We start from the raw sequence: 20647 nt of genomic DNA, 5'->3' as shown, positions 1-20647 counted from the left end.
CACGACGCGGCACCCACGGCCTATGCTCGTGCTTCCGCAGACCCTAGTAGCACACGAACCAGATCATCTGCCGTTGACCATCCCCCACAACCAGAGGAGCCATGCACATGGCAACTGTCATGCAGTCCATTCGGGAGCGGGCCGCGGGCCTGCACAAGGTCGTCGGTCTTCCCGAGGTCGGCGATCCGCGAACCATCCGGGCGGCGCGCAAGGCGTGCGACGAGAGCCTCGCCCAGGTCGTGCTGATCGGCAAGCCGGACGAGGCGGCTGTCGCCGCCGGCGAAGCCGACTGCTCGCTCGAGGGCCTGGCCCTCATCGACCCCGGCGACGATGCGGTCCGCCAGCGCTGCGCCAGGCTGTTCTTCGAACTGCGCCAGAGCAAGGGCGTGACGGAAGACCAGGCGTGGGAGCAGGTTCTCGACCCGCTCTACTGTTCGTCCTGCCTGCTGAAGATGGGGGACCTCGATGCCACGGTGGCAGGGGCGGTCAACTCCACCCCCAACGTGCTGCGCCCGCTGCTGCAGATCGTCAAGACCGCGCGCGGCTACACCACCGTCTCCAGCAGCTTCATCATGGAGACGAAGGTCCCGGACATGGGCGAGGGCGGCGCCTTGCTGTTCGCCGACTGCGGCGTGCTGCCGAACCCGACCGTCGAGCAGCTCGCCGACGTGGCTGTCACGACCGCCGAGTCCGCAGGCGTCTATCTGCAAGCCGAGGCGCGCGTGGCCATGCTCTCGTTCTCCTCGGCGGGGTCGGCCCAGCATGAGGATGTGGACAAGGTGCGGGCAGCGCTGGCTCTGGCCCGCGAGAAGGCCCCCCAGTACCTGATTGACGGCGAGATGCAGGCCGATGCGGCCCTGGTGCCGTCGGTCGCCAAGGCCAAGTTCCCCGGTTCCCCGGTCGCCGGTCGGGCCAATGTGCTCATCTTCCCGGACCTGGACGCCGGCAACATCGGCTACAAGCTCGTGCAGCGCCTCGGCGGCGCCGGAGCCTACGGTCCGCTGGTGCAGGGCCTGGCCCGGACGGGTCTGGACCTGTCGCGCGGCGCCACCCCCGATGACATCTACAACGTCATCGCCGTGGCCGCGCTGCGGGCTGAGAACTTCAACGAGGCGCCCACGCCCGCCCCGGCCTGAGGCGGCGCCAGATAGCATCCGGCAGACCAACCCGCGCCGGCTACCGACTGCGCAGTTGCTCGCGCATCGTCTGTAGCCGGCGCTCGATTTCCTCTTCCTGCTCGCCATGCTCCAGGGCCCGGAGGCGCTTCTCCACCGAGGCGGCGCTGGTCTCGGCCAGGGCCCGGGCCCACGCCTCCTCGGCGTCCACCGACAGCTCTGCCGTCTTGTACCCCGGGTGCGCGTCCGACGGCTCGCCCATCTCCTGCAGGATGCTCTCGACGTGCGCGGCGGCCACCGCGGCCTTGTGGCGGGAGAGCAGGGCGGCCATGCGCGTCTCCGCCTCGTCAATGGCGGCGGCGAGTTGCCGGCTGGCCTTCTGGAGGGCCTTGACGGCCTGCTGCTGGGCCTCGGTCTGGGCCGTCCAGTCCGCGGTGACCTCCTCGAACGAGCGCTGGCGGCGCAGATGCTCGCGCGCGGTGTCCTCATTCCCCGACCGCAGGGCCGCCTCGGCGCGCTTGCCCCACTTGCGGGCCTGCTCGGCGCTGGCCTTGCGGCGGCGCTGCAGGACCAGGTGCTCCGCGCGAGCCTGCACCAGCTCCTGCTGCACCTCCCCGCGCTTCTCCCGCGCGTCCTTCAGGAACGTCTCCAGCATCCGCTGCAGCTCGGCCTGCTGCTCTCCGGAGCCCTTCAGGTCCAGGCCCAGCAGCCTACGGACGATCGTGGTGACATCAGTCATGGACCATCTCACCCCATCCGGCCTTATGAGCGGGCCTGTGTATTCGATATCCATATAGACTGTGGAGCTAGCCTTCGCAGGATTGTGCGGAGAATCCTGCGGCGCAGCAGGTGCCGGAGCATCCGCGGGGAAGAAGTTCGCTTACAATCTCCGCATGGTGGGAGGCGAGACGATGGAATTCCTGCCAACTGCGTACTGGGTCATGGCGATCATCGGCACATTGGTGACGCTGGTGCTGCTGTTCGTGGGCGCCGATCACGATTTCGGCCATGGCGGCATGGACCTCGGGCACGGCGACGTCGGCCACGTGGGGGTGGGCCATCACGACATGGCAGGCCAGCATGGGGATGAGGGCCCCGGCCCCATCAGCATGCGCACCATCCTGGCCTTTATGGGGGGCTGGGGATGGGGGGGACTGATTGGGTGGGATGTCTTCAAGTGGGGGATACTCAGCGCTCCCTTTGGTCTGGCCGTCGGCCTCGTCATGGCCGTCATTATCTTCCGCTTCAGCCGCTTCCTGTACAACCAGGAGGCGACCAGCACCGTGTCCGGCGCGGATATCGTCGGCCGCGAAGGGGTCGTGCTCACGGGCATTCCGCCCAACGGCACCGGGGAGATACGGGTCTATGCCGGGGGTCTGCCGCTCAAGACGCTGGCCCGCTCGGAGAGTGGCGAAGCCATCGCCGAGGGCCAGCGCATCATCGTCGTGGAGGAGCTCGGGGGGACGCTGGTCGTGCGTCCCAGTTGAAACGCCGCGTGGGCGCGCGTGTCCTCACGCGCGCACGACATGGCCGCGTGGGGACACGCGGCCCCACGCGAGCACCAGGGGAAAGGCTGAGGACACATGTTTGACTTTGGCATGACGGCGGTGTATATCGGCGGGTTGGTCATTCTGCTGTTCGCCTTGATGGGCGTCATCGCGTACTACTACGTACGCGTCCCCCCCAACAAGGTCGCCGTGGTATACGGACGGCGCGTGCGGGACTCCGAGGGGCGCCCGACCGGCTTCCGGCTGGTGCAGGGCGGCGGGTTCGTCAAGTGGCCGATCGTTGTCTCCGTGGAGTGGCTGTCGCTGGAGGTGATGGCCATCCCGGTCATGACCGCCGGAGCCGTGACGATTGACGGCGTGCCGGTCAAGGTCGAGTCCCTGGCCAACATCAAGATCGGCTCGACGGAGGCGCTGCAGCGGGCCGCCGCCGAGCGCTTCCTCACGATGCAGCTTCCCCAGATCAAGGACCTCATCCAGCAGACGATGGAGGGCCATCTGCGCGCCATCGTCGGCACCATGACGGCTGAGGACCTGATCCGCAATCGCGCGGCCTTCTCCGAGCGCCTCGTCGAGCAGTCGGCGCGCGACCTGGAGACCATGGGCTTGGTCATTGACAACATGCCCATCCGCGAGATCACCGACGAGCACGGGTATATCCAGGCCCTGGGTCTGAAGCGCACCTCGGAGGTCAAGCGGGACGCCCAGATCGGCATGGCCGAGGCCCAGCGCGACGCCGACATCAAGTCCTCGGAGGCCCGGCAGGTAGGCGAGACGGCCAAGATCATGGCCGACGTGGGCATCGCCCAGGCCGAGCGGGACAAGAAGATCAAGGTGGCCCAGTTCGACGCCCAGGCCAACGCCGAGCGCGCCCGGGCCGACCAGGCCGGGCCGCTGGCCGAGGCGCAGGCCAAGCAGTCCGTTGAGGTCGAGCAGGTGCGCATCGAAGAGGTGCGGCGCACGGCGCAGATCGCCGTGCAGCAGCAGGAAGCCCTGCGCATGGAGCAGGAGCTGGTCGCCACCCGCATCAAGCCCGCACAGGCCGACCAGCAGAAGGTCGTGATCGAGGCCGAAGCCCAGCGCCAGGCGGCGATCGTGCAGGCCGAGGGGGCGCGGCAGTCGGCGGTCATCAAGGCCCAGGGCGAGCGCGACGCCCGCATCGCCCAGGCCGAGGCCGAGCAGGCGCAGTTGGAGAAGGCCGGTCTGGGTGAGGGTGCGCGCTTCCGTGCCGCCGGTGAGGGTGAAGCCGAGTCCATCCGCGCCAAGGGTCTCGGTGAGGCCGATGCGGTCAAGGCCAAGCTGCTGGCGGAAGCCGAGGGCATGCAGGCCAAGGCCGACGCCTGGGAACGCTACGGCGACGCCGCGGTCATCCAGCTCTTGCTGGAGCGCTATCCGGAGATCGTGCGGGCCATGGGCGCCCCGATGCAGGCCATCGGCGCCGGTCTGGCCAACGTGGACAGCATCTCGGTGGTGGATGTCAACAGCGGTGGGGGCGACAGCAACCCGGTGGACCGGGTCCTGAGCAACATCCCCCGGCAGTTCGTGGCCTTCAACGAGCAGGTCAAGGCCGTGACGGGCGTGGATCTGACGAAGCTGCTGCAGGACAAGCTGGAGACGCTGGGTGCCGAGGCGAAGGCCGCCCCGACCGACCAGCCGGAGCCGCAGCAGAGCTGACGTGCCAAGTGGTGGCAACGAAACGGGCGCAGGAGACAATCCTGCGCCCGTTGGCATCTGGCACCACAGGGCCTACCGCGTCTCTTCCTTGTTGAACGTCGCGTCGCCCGTGAAGTCCTCGCCGTCGTGGTTGAACGTCAGCGTCCCGGTGAGCTGCGTGTTATCCCCATTGGGGGTTAGATCGAGGGTCACCGTGTCCGTTGTCGGCGTGCCTTCGGGGGTGTCGCAGACGATGTGGACCGATTCGCCGCCGGCGGCGGCCGACGCGGTGCCGCGCAGCACGATCGAGTAGTCCCAGCCGCCCAACCCACCGAGATCCACGTTGCAGGAGAACACCACCGGGGCTGGTGCCGCCGCGGTGCCGACGTCCGTCAGGCCGGCGGAGCCGGCGATCTCCAGCGTGGAATAGCCGAGAAGGTGCATGGTGGTCCCCAACCCGCTGCGCACGGCCACGTCAGACCATGTGGCCCATAGGCCTGCAAGCCAGGTGAGGAAATCGTTCTTCCCGTCGTGGCCATCGCATCCGGGCAGGCTACAGAACATGGCCACCAAGAGCAGCACTACTCCGAGCCCAACCCACGTCCTGCGGCTACGCACCATAGTCGTCCCTCCAGAGTTGGCGAGCCCCCAACCGGGACCCGCATGGATCGAGTGCACACGCCACGCGAATTCGCTAACACACCGCTCTTGTCCTGCCTGCCGGCGGCCGGTATCTCACGGTCGGGAGGACGACCGGGGCAGTATCCCGCACCTCTACTGCTCCTTTTCTCCCACCCACAACGCCCCATACAGCTCCGGCCTTCTCTGCCGTATCACCGTCGCCCGCAGGTCGTTGTACTCCTTCGGCATCTGCGTGTCCTGGTACTCCGGCAGGTAGCCGCCGGGCTTGCGCTCGGTCCACTCGCGGGCGTAGCGCCGGGGGCGGTCGTTGTCCAGGTCTACTACGGCCGTCACGATCCCGTTGCCCAGGTACTCGCTCTGCGCCACCGGGATGCCCGTCGGCTCCACGATGGCGCTGCGGTGCTGGGGCTCGCTCGATCGGTGGGTGCATTCGACGCGAAAGAAGCCCGCGTCCATGCAGCGGCTGAGGTTGCGCAGGTTGCGGGTGATCGCGTCCGGGCCCCAGTCCTGGGTCAGGTCGAACATGATGTCCACGTCGAGCACGCCGTAGCAGCGGTCCAGCTCGACCAGGGCGTTGTCGGCGCAGATGCGCACCCCGAGGCGGCCGAAGTCGGTCTCGATCACGCTCGGGCCGGTGCCGATGACCTGCTCGGGATGGGTCTGGACGCACTTGAAGTAGCGGCCGACCTCCTGGCCGTCGCGGCCGTACAGAATGGCCTCATTGCGCTCCAGCCGGTCCACCACGCCCCCCACGAGCACGTACATCTTGTACTGCGCGGCCTTCTCCCGCAGGCGCCGCAGGTTGTCCTGCGCCTGCTTGGTGCGGGCCTCGATGTGCTCCTTGGTCCCGCCGCTGATCCACACCAACTCGTAGGTGCAGACAATGTCGGCGCCCATCTGGCCGCACTGGTCCAGCTTGGCGATCATGTCGTCAATGCCGACATGGTTCTCGATGGCACAGATGCGGATCTTGCGCTTGGCCCACTGTGTAGTGGCGCCATTCGTGGCGCCCTGGGGCGCGATGAATCGCGCCGCTACGGGCTCGACGAGGAGCTTGAAGCCCGGATAGGTCTTGCTGATCGGCCCCCGGCCCGGTCCGGACAGCTCGGACTTCGGGATCACCGCGGTCGCCACCGAGCCCTTGCGGTCGGTGTAGGCGATGGGCATGCCCTCGCGATTGATGAGGTACGAGCGGCCGATCGGGCAGCCGCGATAGGTGGGCATGAAGTTGGTGATCCAGCCGGTCTCGGCCCGAGAGTAACGGCTGCAGGCGATGAAGACGCTGTAGTCCTGGGCGCGACCCTGGCTGGGGTAGTCCTGAAGCCACTCGTCCTCCATCGGCTCCCGCTCCTGGCTCCAGAAGATCATGCGGGCGCCCTTCGCGGCGTAGACGTGGTCAATGTCGGCGAAGAAGCGGTCGCTGCCGGTGCGCATGGCGATGGGGCCGAAGTCGGTGGGGAAGACCGGCAGGTCGTCGCCCAGGGCCATGGTCTCATCGGGCAGCTTGTGGGACTTGCGGTACTTGCCGACGATCTCGCCGGCGCGGTTGCAGAGGAACGAGGTGACGTACGTCATTGTGGGAGCGGTCACCGACCGCGACTGAGCGCCGTTCGGGTCGCGGTCGGTGACCGCTCCCACAGCGCCCTTCTCGACCTCCCGCAGGTTGCCAATGACGTACATGTGGTGCTCTTTGGCCTTGGCGGCGAGCGCCTGGCTGATCGGGCCAGGGATGGGCTCGCCCTCGGTCTGCACGCACTCCATGGGCAGGCAGACGATGTCCGAGCCGGCGGCCGCGGCCTCGTCAAGGCGGTCCAGAACGAAGGGCAGGGAACGACCCTCAGCCGAGAGCGGCAGGCTGACGACGCTGGCCCGGACGCGGGCGAAGCGGCGCTTGCGGGCCTCCTCGGCCAGGCGCTTCCGGGCGCCCTCGGCGGCGGTGATGGTCACGTCATCCACGAGGAGGTCGGCTGTGGCGCTGGGGCTGGTGTTGACGGCCACGATCAGCCCGGAGATGAACCCCTCGTCAGCGTCTCTCTCCCCCCGTCGGCACCAGTTCTTCATCTCGGTGTACAGGTTCTTGACCGTCACCTGCTGCCAGTCGGCGGCCCGGGCCACGGTGGGGCCGTGGTAGATGAACCCGAAGGGGCTGATGGCCACCTTGAGGCTGACCGGCACGTTGGTCTTGACCCACAGCGAGGCCTCCTGCATCTCGGAGATGATGGGCACCGGGGTGGGGAAGTTGACGGTGTAGTACGTGAGGCGGGCCTTCGTCTCCGCGCCGTACTGCAGCTTCAGGCGCAGGCCCGTCCGCGCGTCCGGGGCGTTGGGGTCCACGCGGCCCACGTTCGGCTCGGGGGCGTTGACGAGGACCTGCGGCTCGTCGCCGTAGATCCTGGGCAGCGGGCCCTGCCAGGTCTCGAAGTCCACGCGGGCCAGCTCCTCAGCCGTGGCCGCCGCCAGGGGCAGCAGGGCCACGGCCAGGCACAGGGCGAGGCGCATCATCGGGCACACTCCATTGCCGGGCAGTCTCAGAGGCTGTTGACTTCCGCCGTGTACACCTGGCAGACGCCGCCCTTCGCGTGGGCCGGGACATCCTGGACCGGCCTCGTCAGTTACGCGGCTCTACTCGGCCTTGGCCCCGCACTCGCCGCAGAACTTAGCGCCGTCCTTGAGCGCCGCGCCGCACTCGGTGCAGTGCTTGTCGCCGTGCAGCTTGGCGCCGCACTCGGGGCAGAACTTGAGGTTGCCGTCGAGGGTGGCCTGGCACTTGGGGCACGTGGCCACGATGGTCTGCCGCCAGTTGCTCTCCGAGAGCTGCTTGTCTTCCTCGCTCATCTTGGCATGGGCCCAGACCTCTTCGCGCGACCGGTCCGCCTGGGCGGCGCTCATCTCCACGCCCATGTCCGGCGCGCACTCCTTGCACAGGCCGCGCTTCTCGTTCCAGCAGCTCTTGCGGCACACCCATGCCTGGCAGTGGGGGCACTGGGCGAACTGCGGCCTGATCTCCTCCATGGCGGCCCGGAAGGCCTTGTCGTGGGCCTGCTCCCAGGTGGCGTCGTGGGCGCGGCGGCCGAGATCCGCAGCGCGGCCGAAGACCCCGCCGAGGAGGCTGCTGGCGGCATCCAGGGCGCCGCTGATGCGGGCGCTGGCGGAGGGCTTGAACGGGGTGCGGAAGCCACTGCCGCAGCGGTCACAGTAGAACTCGAACTGGAACCCCTCGCTGGTGGACTGATCCCCGTAGTTGCGGGTGAACTCGATGTTGTCAGACATGGGTCAACTCCCAGAGTGAAATAGCCAGTGAAGTTTCACGATCCGGCGAGGGAATCCCTTCGTGCCGGGATCGGAGCGGGGGGAGTGTCTCTCCCCCCCGTGGGGCGTGGGGGTCATGCCGTTGGTACGCCCGACACTCTTGTCGGGCGACAGGGGCGATGGGCCCGACAGGAGTGTCGGGCGTACCATGGCGCCGGCGTGCCGTCCGTCCCCGTGGTTACTCCGGCAGCTTCTCGATCTGCCGGGCCACCTCGGTCCGTACGCGCGCCAGGGCCGCTGCGTCGAGGTTGTACTTGCCCAGATCGAGCACCAGTTGTGAAGCCAGTTCACGCATCTTCTGGCGGGCCGTGGCCTGCGGGTCTGCTGCCTGGCGCTGGCGGGCCTGCTGCTCGAGGCGGTGCTGGAGGATCGTCAGGTACTCGAAGTCATCGAGGCCCTTCTGCAGCAGCTTGAGGCGCAGGGAGGGCAGGGGCGCGCCGCCGGCGCGGTTGGGGTAGATCATGATGGCCTCGCCCGCGTCGTAGACGTACAGGCTCTCCTGGTGGCGCCCGGTCACCCACGGGACCGGCGTGGGGTTCTCCCACGGGTCAATCTTGTTGTAGAAGCTGACATTCCACAACTGGGCGCCGATGGCCCCGTAGCGGGCGGCCTGCCAGAACCACAGCCGGTGCTTCTGAGCGGGGATCTCCAGTGAGGCCGGGATGTTGTAGACCCAGATCTCGTCCCCGGCCTGCCGGCGCAGCTCGACCGTCTCCTCGGTGAAGTGCGGGCGGCCGAAGGGCACGGACCAGGCCTTCACCACGCCCCAGAAGGCTTGGTGGTTCGGGCTGGTGGTCTCCCAGACCTTGAAGCCCGGGTCTCCCTGGAGGGCCAGCTTCTGCAGGGCCACCACCTTGTCGAAGTAGTCCGGCTCGGGCTCATCCCACAGGTACAGGTAGGCCTTGTCCAGCCAGCCCTTCTCGCGCAGGTGCGCGGCCACCTGGCGCATGTAGTCGGGGAAGTGGCGGTTGAAGTCCTCGCTCAGCGGCTCCATCCCCAGCCACTTGGAGTGTTTCTCCCACCCCTCACTGGTGCCCCCGCCGAAGCACGGGCCCAGGAAGAAGGCGTTGAAGCCCAGTTCGTTCAGGTTCCAGGCCACCTTGGCGTCGAAGGCGGTGAAGTCGCAGACGACCTTGCCGTCCACGAGTTGGGCCGCGACGCTGACCGTCGCGCCGTTGCCCCGGATGCCGTGGGCGTACAGCACCCGGCAGACGTCCTGCTCGATCTCCGGCAGCGGCCGCTTGTCCCACGGGCGGAAGGAGCCGGCCGAGTAAGTGATGAGCGTGCGGAAGGTCGGGTCCCGGGGGAGAGTGAAGCCGCGCACGGTCACGGCCAGGGGTACGCTGCCGATCTTCGTCTCACCGGCCATGACGGCCACCTGACCGGCGTACTGGCCCGGCTTGGCCTCACGCGGGACGGTGACACCGATCAGGAAGGGCGTGTTCTGGCCGCCGGGGGCGGTGACCGGGCCGGGGGAGAGCAGCGGGTCGGGCGTCCAGCCCCGGCGCGTGGTCTGCCGGTGGGCCTGCTGGATGTTCACGTAACCGATGGGCCACCACTGCACCTGCGCGGCGGGGATGACCCCGGGGCCCTTGAGGTCGCCGGGGCGCAGCGTGACGCCCGTCAGGTCGCTCTTCGGGGTGACGACCACCTGCAGGTAGTTCTGCTCCCCGCGGGCAGCGCTGAGCTGAGCCGCCGGCACGGGTTTGGCATAGCCGGGCACCCCGTCCTCACGGTACACACGGGCGGCGAGGTCGTCGGACCAGAGGGTCAAGTCGGCGGTGCGGCGCAGGACGACGGCCGTCTCGGCCACGCCCTGGGTCTGGCGGAGGTACTCCCGGTAGCGGGCCGCCAGATCGGCGGGCAGGGCGCCCTCGTACAGGCCGAGGTCATCGAACCACGCGCAGGCCTCGGCCGCGCCGCCGGAGTCCTGGGTGGTGAGCACCGGGGCCAGGCTGGTCTCCTCGGCGGTGGTCGTGTACTCGCGGATGAACAGCGTCCAGTCGGTCGTGCCGAACTGGCTGTCCTCACCCACGACGCGCTGGGCCTTGTTGGTCTGCAGCCACACGTACGCCCGCGCCCGCTCCATGCCCCGGGTCTTGACCCACCAGGTCAGGTAGTACTTCGTGCTCGGCTTGGCGGGCACGGCGGCGGCGCGGCAGGTGACGAACGAACCGGCGCCGATGCCGACCCGCAGGCTGTTGCGACCGCTGTGGGCGACCGTCGTGTCGGTGGTCACGTTCTGGCCGGGCTTGCCGAACTCCCCGCCCGACCAGCCGGCCGCGAAGCCGTCAGCGGTCAGCTCCTCGGCCGAGGGGTTGGTGAGCAGATTGGGCGGGTCCTGGGCGCAGGCCAGGGCGGTCAGGCTCAGGGCGCACAGGGCAACAATACAGGCTCTCACGGCAGGCACCTCCGATGGTGTCCGGGGCAGGCGGCGTACCGACGCCTTCGCTGCGACGGCCGGGCATTCCTGCCGGAGGGAACGGCACGGGTCGGTGGGTACGCCGGACACTCCTGTCGGGCGACGTAACGGTTGGTGGTACGCCCGACACTCTTGTCGGGCGCATCGCCCTCCTCGCCCGACAAGAGTGTCGGGCGTACCAACGCGCGGCCGCAGGAGGGGGGCGCATGGTCGGTGGCGAAGGGGAGCGGCGGAAACGCTTCGTCGGCGCGGCGCCGGCGCTTACAGGGAGAAGCCATGAGCAAGCTGGGCATTGGCGTACTTGGCTGGGCACACGGACATGTGCAGACCTATGCGGGGCTCATCAAGAACTTCGACGACGCAGAGATCGTCATGGCCTGGGACCATGACGAAGCGCGCGGGCAGCGGTGCGCGGAGAGCTTCGGCGGCGGGTACAGCCCCGACCCGGCCGACGTGCTCGACAACCCGGACGTCAAGCTCGTCCTGATCGGGGCCGAGACCAACCGCCACCCCGAGATGTGCGTGGCCGCCGCCAACGCGGGCAAGGACATCATCCTGCAAAAGCCCATGGCGCTGTCGTCGGAGGGCTGCGACGCCATCATCGAGGCCGTCGAGCGCAACGGCGTGTACTTCTCGCTGGCCTTCCAGATGCGCTACGACCCGGCCAACATCAAGATGAAGCAGATGTGCGAGGCGGGGGACCTGGGCCGGGTGGGGATCGTCCGGCGGCGGCACTGCCTGAGCCTGCTGTTCAACACCGGCTTCCTGTCGGGCCCGACAGCCTGGCACGTGGACCCCGAGCAGAACATGGGGATGTTCATGGACGACGCCTCCCACGCCACCGACTGGCTGTACTGGATGCTGGGGGCGCCGGTGAGCGTCATGGCCGAGATTGACAACATCCTCACCAGCGTCGCGCCTGACGACACCGGCCTGGCCATGTACCGGTTCGCCGACGGTGCGCTGGGCTATGTGCTCAATAGCTCGGTGGTGTGGGCGGCCGAGAGCACCAGCGAGATCTACGGCAGCCGGGGCGTGCTCATCGAGAACTACGGCGATGGCCCCAGCACCGCGTTGCTGCCGCCGCACCCGATCCACCTGAAGTACTACGACAGCGAGAACAAGGACGCCGGGTGGCAGGACCTGGGCCTGCAGGCGCCGGCCACCGGCCACGGCTGGCGCATTCAGAACGTCATCCGCAATATGCTCGACGAGTACGCGCAGGGCAAAGTGCAAGTGTCCGGCCGCGACGGCAAGACCAGCACCGAGATGATCCTGGGCGCCTACCAGTCGGCCGCCGAGGGACGCCGGGTGGCGTTGCCGCTGACGTGAGGGGGATCGGGAGGCGGGATCCGGGATACGGGAGGCGGTACGCCCGACACTCTTGTCGGGCAGGCAACGGCCGGTGGTACGCCCGACACTCCTGTCGGGCACGTGGCGAGCGTGTCTCTCCCCCCGCCCTACCCCTGCCTCTTCAGGTCCCGCCACCGCAGCCACACCACGATCACGCCCGTGAGGGCCATGTACTGCGCCAGGGCGATGACCTCGACCAGCTTGTCACCGTGGACCGAGTACAGGTCGAAGTACGGCACCTGCGAGCCCGGCGGGGTGTGGATCGGCAGGCGGTGCGGCAGGTCGGTCGGGAAGTCCGGGATGAGCCAGAGCAGCCGCTGCGCGAGGCCCTGGGCCAGGCCCAGCAGGACCACCAGCGGCACGGACCCGCGCAGCGTGCCCCAGTCCTGCACGGCGAGGCCCACCAGCACGTAGACCACCGGCATGGACCAGTACAGGATGCGCTCGGTGTCGGTGCCCCCGATCCACCCCAGCACCGCGAACGCGACCAGGTAGGCCAGCAGGGCCTGGTGCCGGCCCAGGAAGCTTGCCACGTCGCGGGCCCGGTAGAGCACCAGCGCCAGCACCGGCCCGAAGGCGATGAACCACCCCAGCACATACATGGCCAGGGACTTGCTGTAGATCCAACTACCGACCGTCCGCACGAAGCTGTAGCCGCCGTTGCCGGTGGCCAGCGCGTGGGTGAGCGCGATCCCCGCCAAGCCGCACACCAGCGGCAGTGCCGCTGCGAGCCGCGGCGGCCGGACCAGGCGGACGCCCCACAGCGCCCCGCGGTCCAGCGCCAGGGGGTTGTCGGCCAGTAGCGCCGCCAGCGGCGCCGCCAGCACGATCTCGCGGAAGATGACGCCCACGCCGGAGATGAAGCACAGCAACGCCAGGCGGGTTCCGGTGACCGGGCGCGGCTGTCCGCCGATGAGCAGCAGCCCCGCCAGCAGGAACACCACCGCCCACGGGTCCACGTGCACCGGGTAGAAGACCGCGAACCGTATCGGGCCGTGCCACATGGTGATGAACAGGACGGCGGCCAGCGCCCGCGCCGGCCAGCGCAGGCCGCAGTCGCGCAGCCACCACAGCAGCAGCGGGACCAGGAGCACGTTGGCGGCCAGGTTGACGGCCCGGAAGCCGCGCATGAGGTCGCCGGGGGAGACCACCGCCGCCAGGAAGGGCGTCCCCAGCCGGTAGCAAAACGGCGCCCCCGTGTGCGGCAGACGCCCCGCCGCGAACGCCGCCGCCACCTCGTAGTACGCCGTGCCATCCCAGCCCCGACCCAGGTTGAACGACACCGGCTTCTGCCAGAGCGCGCCGGCCATGCTGGTCAGGGCGAACACGGCCAGCACGACGACCCACTCGCGCCAGTCCCACCGCGGCTTGGTCGCCTGGATGTCGGGGAATGCCATACGCTCTCCCGGGCCGGTGGGGACGATGGTCGGCCCGCGCCCGGAGACTTCGTCAGGCGTCACCCGCGAACCTGCCCGGGGGGCGTCCCCCCCACCCTGACACTATATCGCCGCTCTACCGGCAGTGCAGGGCGACACCCCGCTTGACCTCCTCCTTGACCTGTTCGATAATGCATCTCCATGCTCGCTCTCGCCTGGTTTGGGTGTCCGTGGCAACCGGCCGAGCAGACGTGGCTGAGCCGTCACGTCTGGGCCGCACACCGTGCTTCCGTCACTTCGCCGCACGAACTCCCCGCTGCCCTTGCGGGGCCACCGGGAGGACCGCATGAAGCCGACCGCCGCCTGTGCCTGCGCGCTGCTCTTGCTTTGCGTGGCCGCCACCGCCGCGCCGGTCTGTGAGATCGGGCCGGAGAGCATCGTGCTCGCCAACCAGAGCCTGCGGCGCGAGTGGACCCGGCATGGGGACGGCTGGCAGACCAGCCGCTTCGTCCGGGGCGACGGCCGCGAGGTCGTGGCGGTCAGCGCCGCCGAGGAGTTCGTGGTCAAGCTCTGGGAGGGGCCGACCATCGCCGCTTCGGAGTGCCAGGCCGCACCCCCGCAGACCGCCCGCCGCCGCGATGCCGTGACCCTCACCTTCCCGTACTCCCACCCGCCCTCGGGCCTGCGGGTGTCCGTGCAGTACTGGCTCCGTGGCGACGGGGGGCCGTTGCGCAAGTCCCTGACGGTTACGCTGCCGGCCGGCAAGATCGTGGACGAGCTGGAAGTGGAGCACCTCGTCACCGATGCCCCGGCCACGCGCGGCGGCTACGGCCAGCCCCTCTTCCTCGGCGACGCCTGGTTCCTGGGGCTGGAGTACCCGGCCGGCTACAACGACGTCCGTGAGGCCGACGGGAAGCGGACGCTGGTGCTGCACCACTACCCCGGCCGCGAGACCGGCGCCGGGCTCGTGTCCAAGACCGCGATGGTCGGGGTCGCCCCGGCGGGCCTGACGCGCGAGCTGGCCTTCAGCGACTACCTGGACTCGATCCGCATCCAGACTCGGGACTTCCTGCAGTACAACTCCTGGTACGACCTGCGCAGCCAGGACCTGACGATCCCCAATCTGCTGCACATCTACGAGCAGTTCCAGACCCGCCTGCTCCAGCCATACGGCCTGAAGATGGCCGCCTTCGTGCCCGATGACGGCTGGCAGGACCGCAACTCGATCTGGCAGCCACTCCGCGACCGCTACCCCGAGGGCTTCCGGCCGCTGTCCGACGGCCTGGAGGCCCGGGGCTCGCACCTGGGCCTGTGGATGCCGCTCAACGGCACCAACCTGAATCCCGATTGGGGCCGGGAGCAGGGCCTCGAGGTCTCCGACCGCGGCCAGTACTACTGCATTGCCGCACCGAAGTACAACGCCGAGATCCGCCGCGTCACGGCCGAGCGCATCCGCGACGGGCGGCTGGCGTACTACAAGCACGACTTCAACGGCCTGCACTGCAGTGCTCCCGGCCACGGCCACCTGCCCACCGACCGCCACGGCCACGAGGCCTCGCTTGATGCCGAGATCGAGCTGCTGGCCTGGGAGCGGCAGGTCAACCCCGGCATCTTCCTGAACGTCACGTCCAGCGTCTGGCTGTCGCCCTGGTGGCTGATGCACGCCGACTCGATCTGGATGTGCGCCAGCGACTTCGGCTATGAGAAGACCTATCCGCAGCTCTCGCCGCGCGAGTGGGACATGAGCTACCGCGACGCCCACTTCTACCGGGTGTACCGTCAGCAAGAGAACCTGGTGCCGCTGTCGGCGCTGATGACCCACGGGATCATCCACGGCAAGCTGTGCAAGCTCGGCGGCGCTGAGGAGACGCTGCGCGAGTTCTCGGACATGGCCGTGCTCTACTACGCCCGGGGCGTGCAGCTCAAGGAGCTGTACGTCACGCCCGACCTGATGGACGAGGCGCGCTGGCGGGTGCTGGGCCAGGCGACCCGCTGGGCCGTGGACAACGCCCCCATCCTGCGCCGCACCGTGATGGTCGGCGGCGACCCGCGCCAGGGCGAGGCGTACGGCTATGTCCACTGGCAGGGCGACCGGGGCCTTGTCGCGCTGCGCAACCCCGCCCCGGCTCTGGCCTCGCTCGTGGTGCCGTTCGACCAGAGCGTGTACTATCGCGGCCCCCTGGCCCGCCCCTTCGCCGCTCGCGTCATCTACCCGTACCGTGCCGCCCGGCCGCGCGCGTGGTTCTCGGGCAGCAGGATGCAGTGGCAGCTCCCCGGCTGTAGCGTGATCGTCGTGGAGCTGGCCCCGGACCCGACCGTGTCGCGGGCGCCGGAGCCGCCGCTGCCGACCGGGACGCTCGTGCGCCAGGTCTCGATCAGCCCCGCCACTGACGCGCCGGGCGTGGACCTCACCTTCACCGTGCCGGGAGGCGAGATGCCGCGGTGCGACCTGCTGCTCACGGTCCACGGCTCGGGCCCGACCGACTTCTCTTCTGTGAAGGTCAACGGCCAACCCGCCACACCGCGCAAGGCCAACGGCCCGGCCTGGCACATGCAGGCCTTCGACCTGAAGGCCTTTGCCGGCCAGACCGTCACCGTCGCCGCCCGGCTGCCCCGGGCTGAGGACAAGCCCTTCGCGCTGACCGAGTGCCCCGTCGAGGCCTGGCTGATCGCCGACTGCCCCACTGGCGGCGACGGGCCGGCGCCCACCACGGGACTGTTTCCCGTCGCCCAGGGCTATCGCCGCGACAGCCAGCGCCTACTGCAGCGCACCATCAGCACCGGCACGGCGCCAGCGCACGTGAGCGACGAGGACTTCGCCCAACTGCGCGGGGCGAAGCTGCGGCTGGAGGTCTTCGACGCCAACCGCGAGCCGCAGTATGCCGACAAGTGGATCACGCTCAACGGGCAGCGGCTGGCGCGCGTGCCCGGCAACACGGGGGAGCTGGCTTCCTGGCAGGAGTGCTATGTGGACCTGGCCGCCGCGCAACTGCCGTGGCTCCAGCGCACCAACCGGCTCACGCTGGGCACGGCGGGCGGGGATTGCTACAAGTTCCGCGGCCTGGGCCTGGCGCTGCAGCGGGACGACGGCAAGTGGGTGACCACCGCCGCGGACGCACACGTCTACTGCAGTGTCGGCAACTGGCTCTACGCCGAGGGCGCGCCGTTCGTCGGCGGCGTGTCGCCGGAGATCACGATCGGCATCCCCTGAGGATACGAGGACGATGGCCCACCTCAATGGACTGGCTTCCCGGCTGCGTCACTCCCGCTTCCTGCAGTACCTCGGGCCGGCCTTCATCGTGACCGTGGGGTTCATTGACCCGGGGAACTTCGCCACCAACGCCCAGGGCGGGGCGGAGTTCGGCTACTCACTCCTGTGGGTCATTACCCTATCCACGCTGATGCTGATCCTGCTGCAGCACATGGCGGCCCACATCGGCATCCAGACCGGCCTGTGCATGCCCGAGGCGGTGGCCACGCACTTCCGGCCGGCGGCGCGCGTGGTGTACGGCTGCACGGCCATGTGCGCCTGCGTGGCGACGGCGCTGGCCGAGATCCTTGGCGGGGCCATCGGCCTGCAGGTCCTGTTCCACCTGCCCCTCGTCGTGGGCAGCCTCATCACCGCGCTGTTCGTGGTCGCGATGATCTGGGGCCAGGCCTACCACAAGCTCGAGCACGTCATCATCGGCTTTGTGTCGATCATCGGCTTTTGCTACCTGGCCGAGCTGGTGATCGTGAAACCGGACCTCGGCCTGGCCGGCTACTGCGCGGTGGTGCCGTCGCTGAACTCCCGGAGCATCCTCGTGGCCATGGCGATGCTGGGGGCCGTGGTCATGCCCCACAACATCTACCTGCACTCCGAGGTCATCCAGAGCCGGGACTGGAGCGCGAAGGACGACACCGAGCGGGCCCACCTGCTGCGCTACGAGTTCCTCGACACGCTGCTGGCGATGGGCGCCGGCTGGCTCATCAACAGCGCGATGGTCGTCGTCGCGGCGGCGGTCTTCTTCCCCAACGTGGTGCCGCAGAGTCTGGGGGAGGTGGGGAAGACGCTGGAGCCGCTGGCCGGCCCGGTGGCGGCGCTGCTGTTCGCCGTGGCGCTGCTGTGCAGCGGCCTGTCGTCCTCGATCACGGCGGGCCTGGCCGGCGGGACGATCTTCAGCGGCGTCCTGCTCAAGCCCACCGAGCTAACGAGCAAGTGGTTCCGCCTGGGCGTGGCGCTGACGCTGATCCCGGCGGTGCTCATCGCCAGCCTCGGCCTCGACCCCCTCAAGGCCCTCATCATCAGCCAGGCCACCCTCAGCGTGCAGCTCCCCTTCACGATCCTCCCGCTCTTCCTCCTCACACGGAGCGAGCAGGTCATGGGCCGCTTCCGCAACACCTGGCGCGAGAACACGCTGCTCATCGTGACCGGGGTAGTGGTGGTCGGCCTGAACGTGCTGCTGGTGCTGCGGATGTTCGGGGTGCAGTTCTGAGGGGGGTGAGGGAGGGGGGAGAAGCTCTGCCGCCGGTACGCCCCGCGGGCCCTCCCGCCGTGCGGAATTTTTCGGTTGCGGCCAGGCCGCCGGGGGGTATAAGATGGTTGGGCTCGGGTTGCCCGGGCCACTTCACGCAAAGGGGAAACAGCATGCGCAAGGGGTTCACGCTGATCGAGTTGTTGGTCGTCATCGCCATCATTGCCATTCTGGCGGCGATCCTCTTCCCGGTGTTCGCCAAGGCGCGCGAGAAGGCCCGGCAGTCGAGTTGCTTGAGCAACCTCAAGCAGATGGGGCTGGCGGCCATGTCGTACGCCCAGGACTATGATGAGAGGTACATGTACGGTTTCGGTCCCGGCTTCTGCCTGTGGGGCCACACCCACACGGGTGCAGAGGGCGTGGGCGTCGCGTACAGTTGGCCCACTTTCCTCGGACCGTATGTGAAGAACACCCAGATCTTCCGCTGCCCCAGCGCGGTGCCGAACGAGTGCGCGGCCGCTAACGCGCGCTCCGGGATCACGAACGCCTACGGCATCAACTACGACGGCGTGTGCAACTCGGCCATGGGCAGCATGGACAAGCCCGCCGAGCGGATGCTGATCCAGGACATGCAGGACTGGTTCGTCATCTCCTCAACCAACACGCAGGCGACGTGCTTCTCCTCCATGGGCACGGGTCTGGCGCGGCACAACAGTGGCGCGAACGTCGCCTTTTGCGACGGCCACGCCAAGTGGCTCTCCGGCAGCACGATCAAGGGCAACGTCCCGGCGACCGGGTGGAGCGAGTTCCTGGGCATCACGCTGCAGTAGTCGTCTGTCTCTGTGAAGCCAACGGGGCCGATCCTCTGTGGGATCGGCCCCGTTCCGTTCTCCATACCCCCACAGGGGGGAGAGACACTCTGCACTCGGTGGTGGTGACGCCGCTGGTACGCCCGACACTCTTGTCGGGCAACAGGGGCGATGCGCCCGACAGGAGTGTCGGGCGTACCGACCTCCCCCCGCCTTCAGTCTTCCGTCTTCCCCAACAGCGTCTCCGACACGCCCAGCGCGTACCGGCTCCGCAGCGCCACCACTTCCGGCGTGGCCCGGTTCTCGCCGGGGATCTCCAGGTTGAAGTTGCTGGCGTACCCGACCTCGCGCAGGGCCGCGACGATGGCCGGAAAGTCCACGCTGCCATAGCCCGGCGTGCGATGCTGGTCGCCGCTGGTGTCATTGTCGGCGATGTGCAGCGCGATGAGCTTGTCGCCGCACTCGCGGATGGCCTCGGGCTGGTTGAGGCCCTGGACGTGGGCATGGCCGGTATCCAGGCACACCCCCAGGGCCGGCGAGCCGATCTCCTCGATCAGGCCCAGGATCTCCTCCACGATGGCGCCGAAGTTGCGCTTGCCCCACACGTTCCGGCCGCCGTCGCACATGTTCTCGATGGCCATGCGGGTGCCGACCCGCTCGCAGTGGGCGGCCAGCTCCGCGAAGGCCTTCAGACGCAGCGTGGTGGTCTCCCGCAGCGACTGCCGATCCACGGCGCCATCGCCGCCGGGGTGGATGACGACATTGCGGATGCCCAGCTCGGCGCAGATGTCCAGGTCGCGGTGCACGGACGCCAGGTCCGCCCCGCGGCGGTTCGGGTCCAGGGAGGCGACGTCGGCAGTGATGGTGGCGTGGCACTGCGGGACTTGCACGCCCAGGCGCCCGATGGCCGCGGCGTAGTCCGCCACCGCCCCGTCGCCCATCCGCGCCAGGTCGCCGATATGCTCGCAGGACAGCTCGAACGCGCGCCAGCCGTGGGAAGCCAGCGTTTCCAGGGCCTCAACAGGTGAGGATGGCCAGATCATGGTGGTCCAGATGGAAGGTTTCATGGGCGGGTAGTTGACCGCCCGAAAGCAGTTGACCTCCCCGGGAAGGAGGATTGCCCGCGGCGGCGAATAGGGGCGCTTTCGGCAGCACGATTGCCCGACAATCAACCCTTGAAAGGGGACGGTTTCCATGAAGTATGGCGTCATCCACTACAACGCGCCCGGTGCTACGCTCGAGGAGTTCCTCGACTGGGTCGCCGAGAGCGGCTTCGACTGCACGGAACTGCAGTGCCCGGACGTGTGGCCCAAGGGCTCCGAGAAGCCCGAGGAGCGCGCTGAAGAAGTGGCCAAGATGCTTCAGAAGCGCAACCTGAAGGCCTCCGGCGTCTCGCTGCACAACGACTTCGTGGTGCTGGCGGCCGAGGACGTGGAGTACCAGGTCGCACGCGCCAAGCGCTTCGCCAAGGTCATCCAGATCATCGGCTGCGACACCCTCCGCACCGAGGGCGGCCAGCCCAAGGACAGCGTCCCGATGGACCGCTGGGCCGAGGCCATGGCCGGCTGCCTGCTCCGCTGCGCCGAGTGGGCCGAGCCGATGGGCGTCAAGCTCGCCGTGGACAACCATGGCATCGTCAGCAACCACATGCCCACGATGCTCCAGGCCCTCCGCGCCGTCAACCTGCCCAAGACCATCGGCACCAACCTGGACACCATGAACCTGCGCTGGTTCGGCAACGACCTCGTGGACATTGACAAGTACTACGAGGAGATCGCCCCCTTCGTGCTGCACACTCACATGAAGGACGGCTTCGGCTGGCGCGAGCAGTACAAGGGCCAGGCGCTGGGCGAGGGCGAGATCAACCTGAAGAAGGCTGTCGCTGAAGCCAAGAAGGCCGGCTACAACGGCCCGTGGGTTGCCGAGTACGAGGGCAAAGAGGGCGACGGCGTCGGCTATCGCAAGTGCCTCGCGTGGATGAAGGCCAACATCGACTAAGAACCAAAGAC

The 20647-nt window shown here is 68.7% G+C and carries 15 protein-coding genes and 1 pseudogene; 9 read left to right on the top strand and 7 right to left on the bottom strand.

Annotated elements, in window-relative coordinates:
* Positions 1-107: 107 nt before the first annotated feature.
* Positions 108-1136 carry a phosphate acetyltransferase gene (gene pta, locus LLH23_23030; protein ID MCE5241349.1) on the top strand — a complete coding sequence of 343 codons (1029 nt, stop codon included), beginning with the start codon at positions 108-110 and terminating at the stop codon, positions 1134-1136.
* Between the two features lie 40 nt (positions 1137-1176).
* On the opposite strand, the gene LLH23_23025 is transcribed toward pta, so the two are convergent.
* Positions 1177-1854: a PspA/IM30 family protein gene (locus LLH23_23025; GenBank protein ID MCE5241348.1), complete on the bottom strand. Its 678-nt coding sequence runs from the start codon at positions 1852-1854 to the stop codon at positions 1177-1179.
* Between the two features lie 172 nt (positions 1855-2026).
* On the opposite strand from LLH23_23025, the gene LLH23_23020 reads away from it, so the two are divergent.
* Together LLH23_23020 and LLH23_23015 are read left to right on the top strand one after the other, a co-directional pair.
* Entirely contained in the window at positions 2027-2602 is a 576-nt protein-coding gene (locus LLH23_23020; protein ID MCE5241347.1) for an NfeD family protein, read from the top strand.
* 96 nt (positions 2603-2698) lie between these two features.
* Positions 2699-4294 carry a flotillin family protein gene (locus LLH23_23015; protein MCE5241346.1) on the top strand — a complete coding sequence of 532 codons (1596 nt, stop codon included), beginning with the start codon at positions 2699-2701 and terminating at the stop codon, positions 4292-4294.
* A gap of 72 nt (positions 4295-4366) precedes the next feature.
* Here LLH23_23015 and LLH23_23010 read toward each other — a convergent pair whose 3' ends face one another.
* From LLH23_23010 to LLH23_22995, 4 genes are all read right to left on the bottom strand, one after another.
* Entirely contained in the window at positions 4367-4855 is a 489-nt protein-coding gene (locus tag LLH23_23010; protein MCE5241345.1) for a hypothetical protein, read from the bottom strand.
* 192 nt (positions 4856-5047) lie between these two features.
* Positions 5048-7417: a carbon-nitrogen hydrolase family protein gene (locus LLH23_23005; protein MCE5241344.1), complete on the bottom strand. Its 2370-nt coding sequence runs from the start codon at positions 7415-7417 to the stop codon at positions 5048-5050.
* Positions 7418-7537: 120 nt separating this feature from the next.
* Complete coding sequence (locus LLH23_23000; protein ID MCE5241343.1) at positions 7538-8185, bottom strand: zinc ribbon domain-containing protein; 648 nt, start codon at positions 8183-8185, stop codon at positions 7538-7540.
* Between the two features lie 217 nt (positions 8186-8402).
* Positions 8403-10625: a DUF4091 domain-containing protein gene (locus LLH23_22995; GenBank protein ID MCE5241342.1), complete on the bottom strand. Its 2223-nt coding sequence runs from the start codon at positions 10623-10625 to the stop codon at positions 8403-8405.
* Positions 10626-10922: 297 nt separating this feature from the next.
* On the opposite strand from LLH23_22995, the gene LLH23_22990 reads away from it, so the two are divergent.
* Positions 10923-11978 (top strand): Gfo/Idh/MocA family oxidoreductase, encoded by a 1056-nt coding sequence (locus tag LLH23_22990; protein MCE5241341.1) that lies wholly within the window; start codon positions 10923-10925, stop codon positions 11976-11978.
* A 128-nt stretch (positions 11979-12106) separates the two neighbouring features.
* On the opposite strand, the gene LLH23_22985 is transcribed toward LLH23_22990, so the two are convergent.
* Positions 12107-13396 (bottom strand): hypothetical protein, encoded by a 1290-nt coding sequence (locus LLH23_22985; protein MCE5241340.1) that lies wholly within the window; start codon positions 13394-13396, stop codon positions 12107-12109.
* 325 nt (positions 13397-13721) lie between these two features.
* Here LLH23_22985 and LLH23_22980 point away from each other — a divergent pair, with 325 nt between their 5' ends.
* The 4 genes and pseudogenes from LLH23_22980 (at position 13722) to LLH23_22965 (ending at position 18659) form a co-directional block, all read left to right on the top strand.
* Positions 13722-16586, top strand: coding sequence for a hypothetical protein (locus LLH23_22980; GenBank protein ID MCE5241339.1), 2865 nt, complete (start codon positions 13722-13724; stop codon positions 16584-16586).
* A 13-nt stretch (positions 16587-16599) separates the two neighbouring features.
* On the top strand, positions 16600-17850 hold the full coding sequence (locus tag LLH23_22975; protein MCE5241338.1) for an Nramp family divalent metal transporter: 1251 nt from the start codon (positions 16600-16602) through the stop codon (positions 17848-17850).
* 152 nt (positions 17851-18002) lie between these two features.
* Positions 18003-18323: pseudogene (locus LLH23_22970) on the top strand (DUF1559 domain-containing protein).
* A gap of 192 nt (positions 18324-18515) precedes the next feature.
* Positions 18516-18659: a hypothetical protein gene (locus tag LLH23_22965; GenBank protein ID MCE5241337.1), complete on the top strand. Its 144-nt coding sequence runs from the start codon at positions 18516-18518 to the stop codon at positions 18657-18659.
* 194 nt (positions 18660-18853) lie between these two features.
* Here the strand turns inward: LLH23_22965 and LLH23_22960 are convergent, their stop codons facing one another.
* Positions 18854-19705, bottom strand: coding sequence for a sugar phosphate isomerase/epimerase (locus LLH23_22960; GenBank protein MCE5241336.1), 852 nt, complete (start codon positions 19703-19705; stop codon positions 18854-18856).
* A 127-nt stretch (positions 19706-19832) separates the two neighbouring features.
* On the opposite strand from LLH23_22960, the gene LLH23_22955 reads away from it, so the two are divergent.
* Positions 19833-20636 (top strand): sugar phosphate isomerase/epimerase, encoded by an 804-nt coding sequence (locus tag LLH23_22955; GenBank protein MCE5241335.1) that lies wholly within the window; start codon positions 19833-19835, stop codon positions 20634-20636.
* Positions 20637-20647 lie beyond the last annotated feature (11 nt).

It is taken from the genome of bacterium, from assembly GCA_021372615.1.
Taxonomy (GTDB): Bacteria; Armatimonadota; Zipacnadia; order Zipacnadales; family UBA11051; genus JAJFUB01.
Note: the sequence above shows the minus strand (reverse complement) of the source record. Positions and strands in the feature narration are given on the sequence as shown.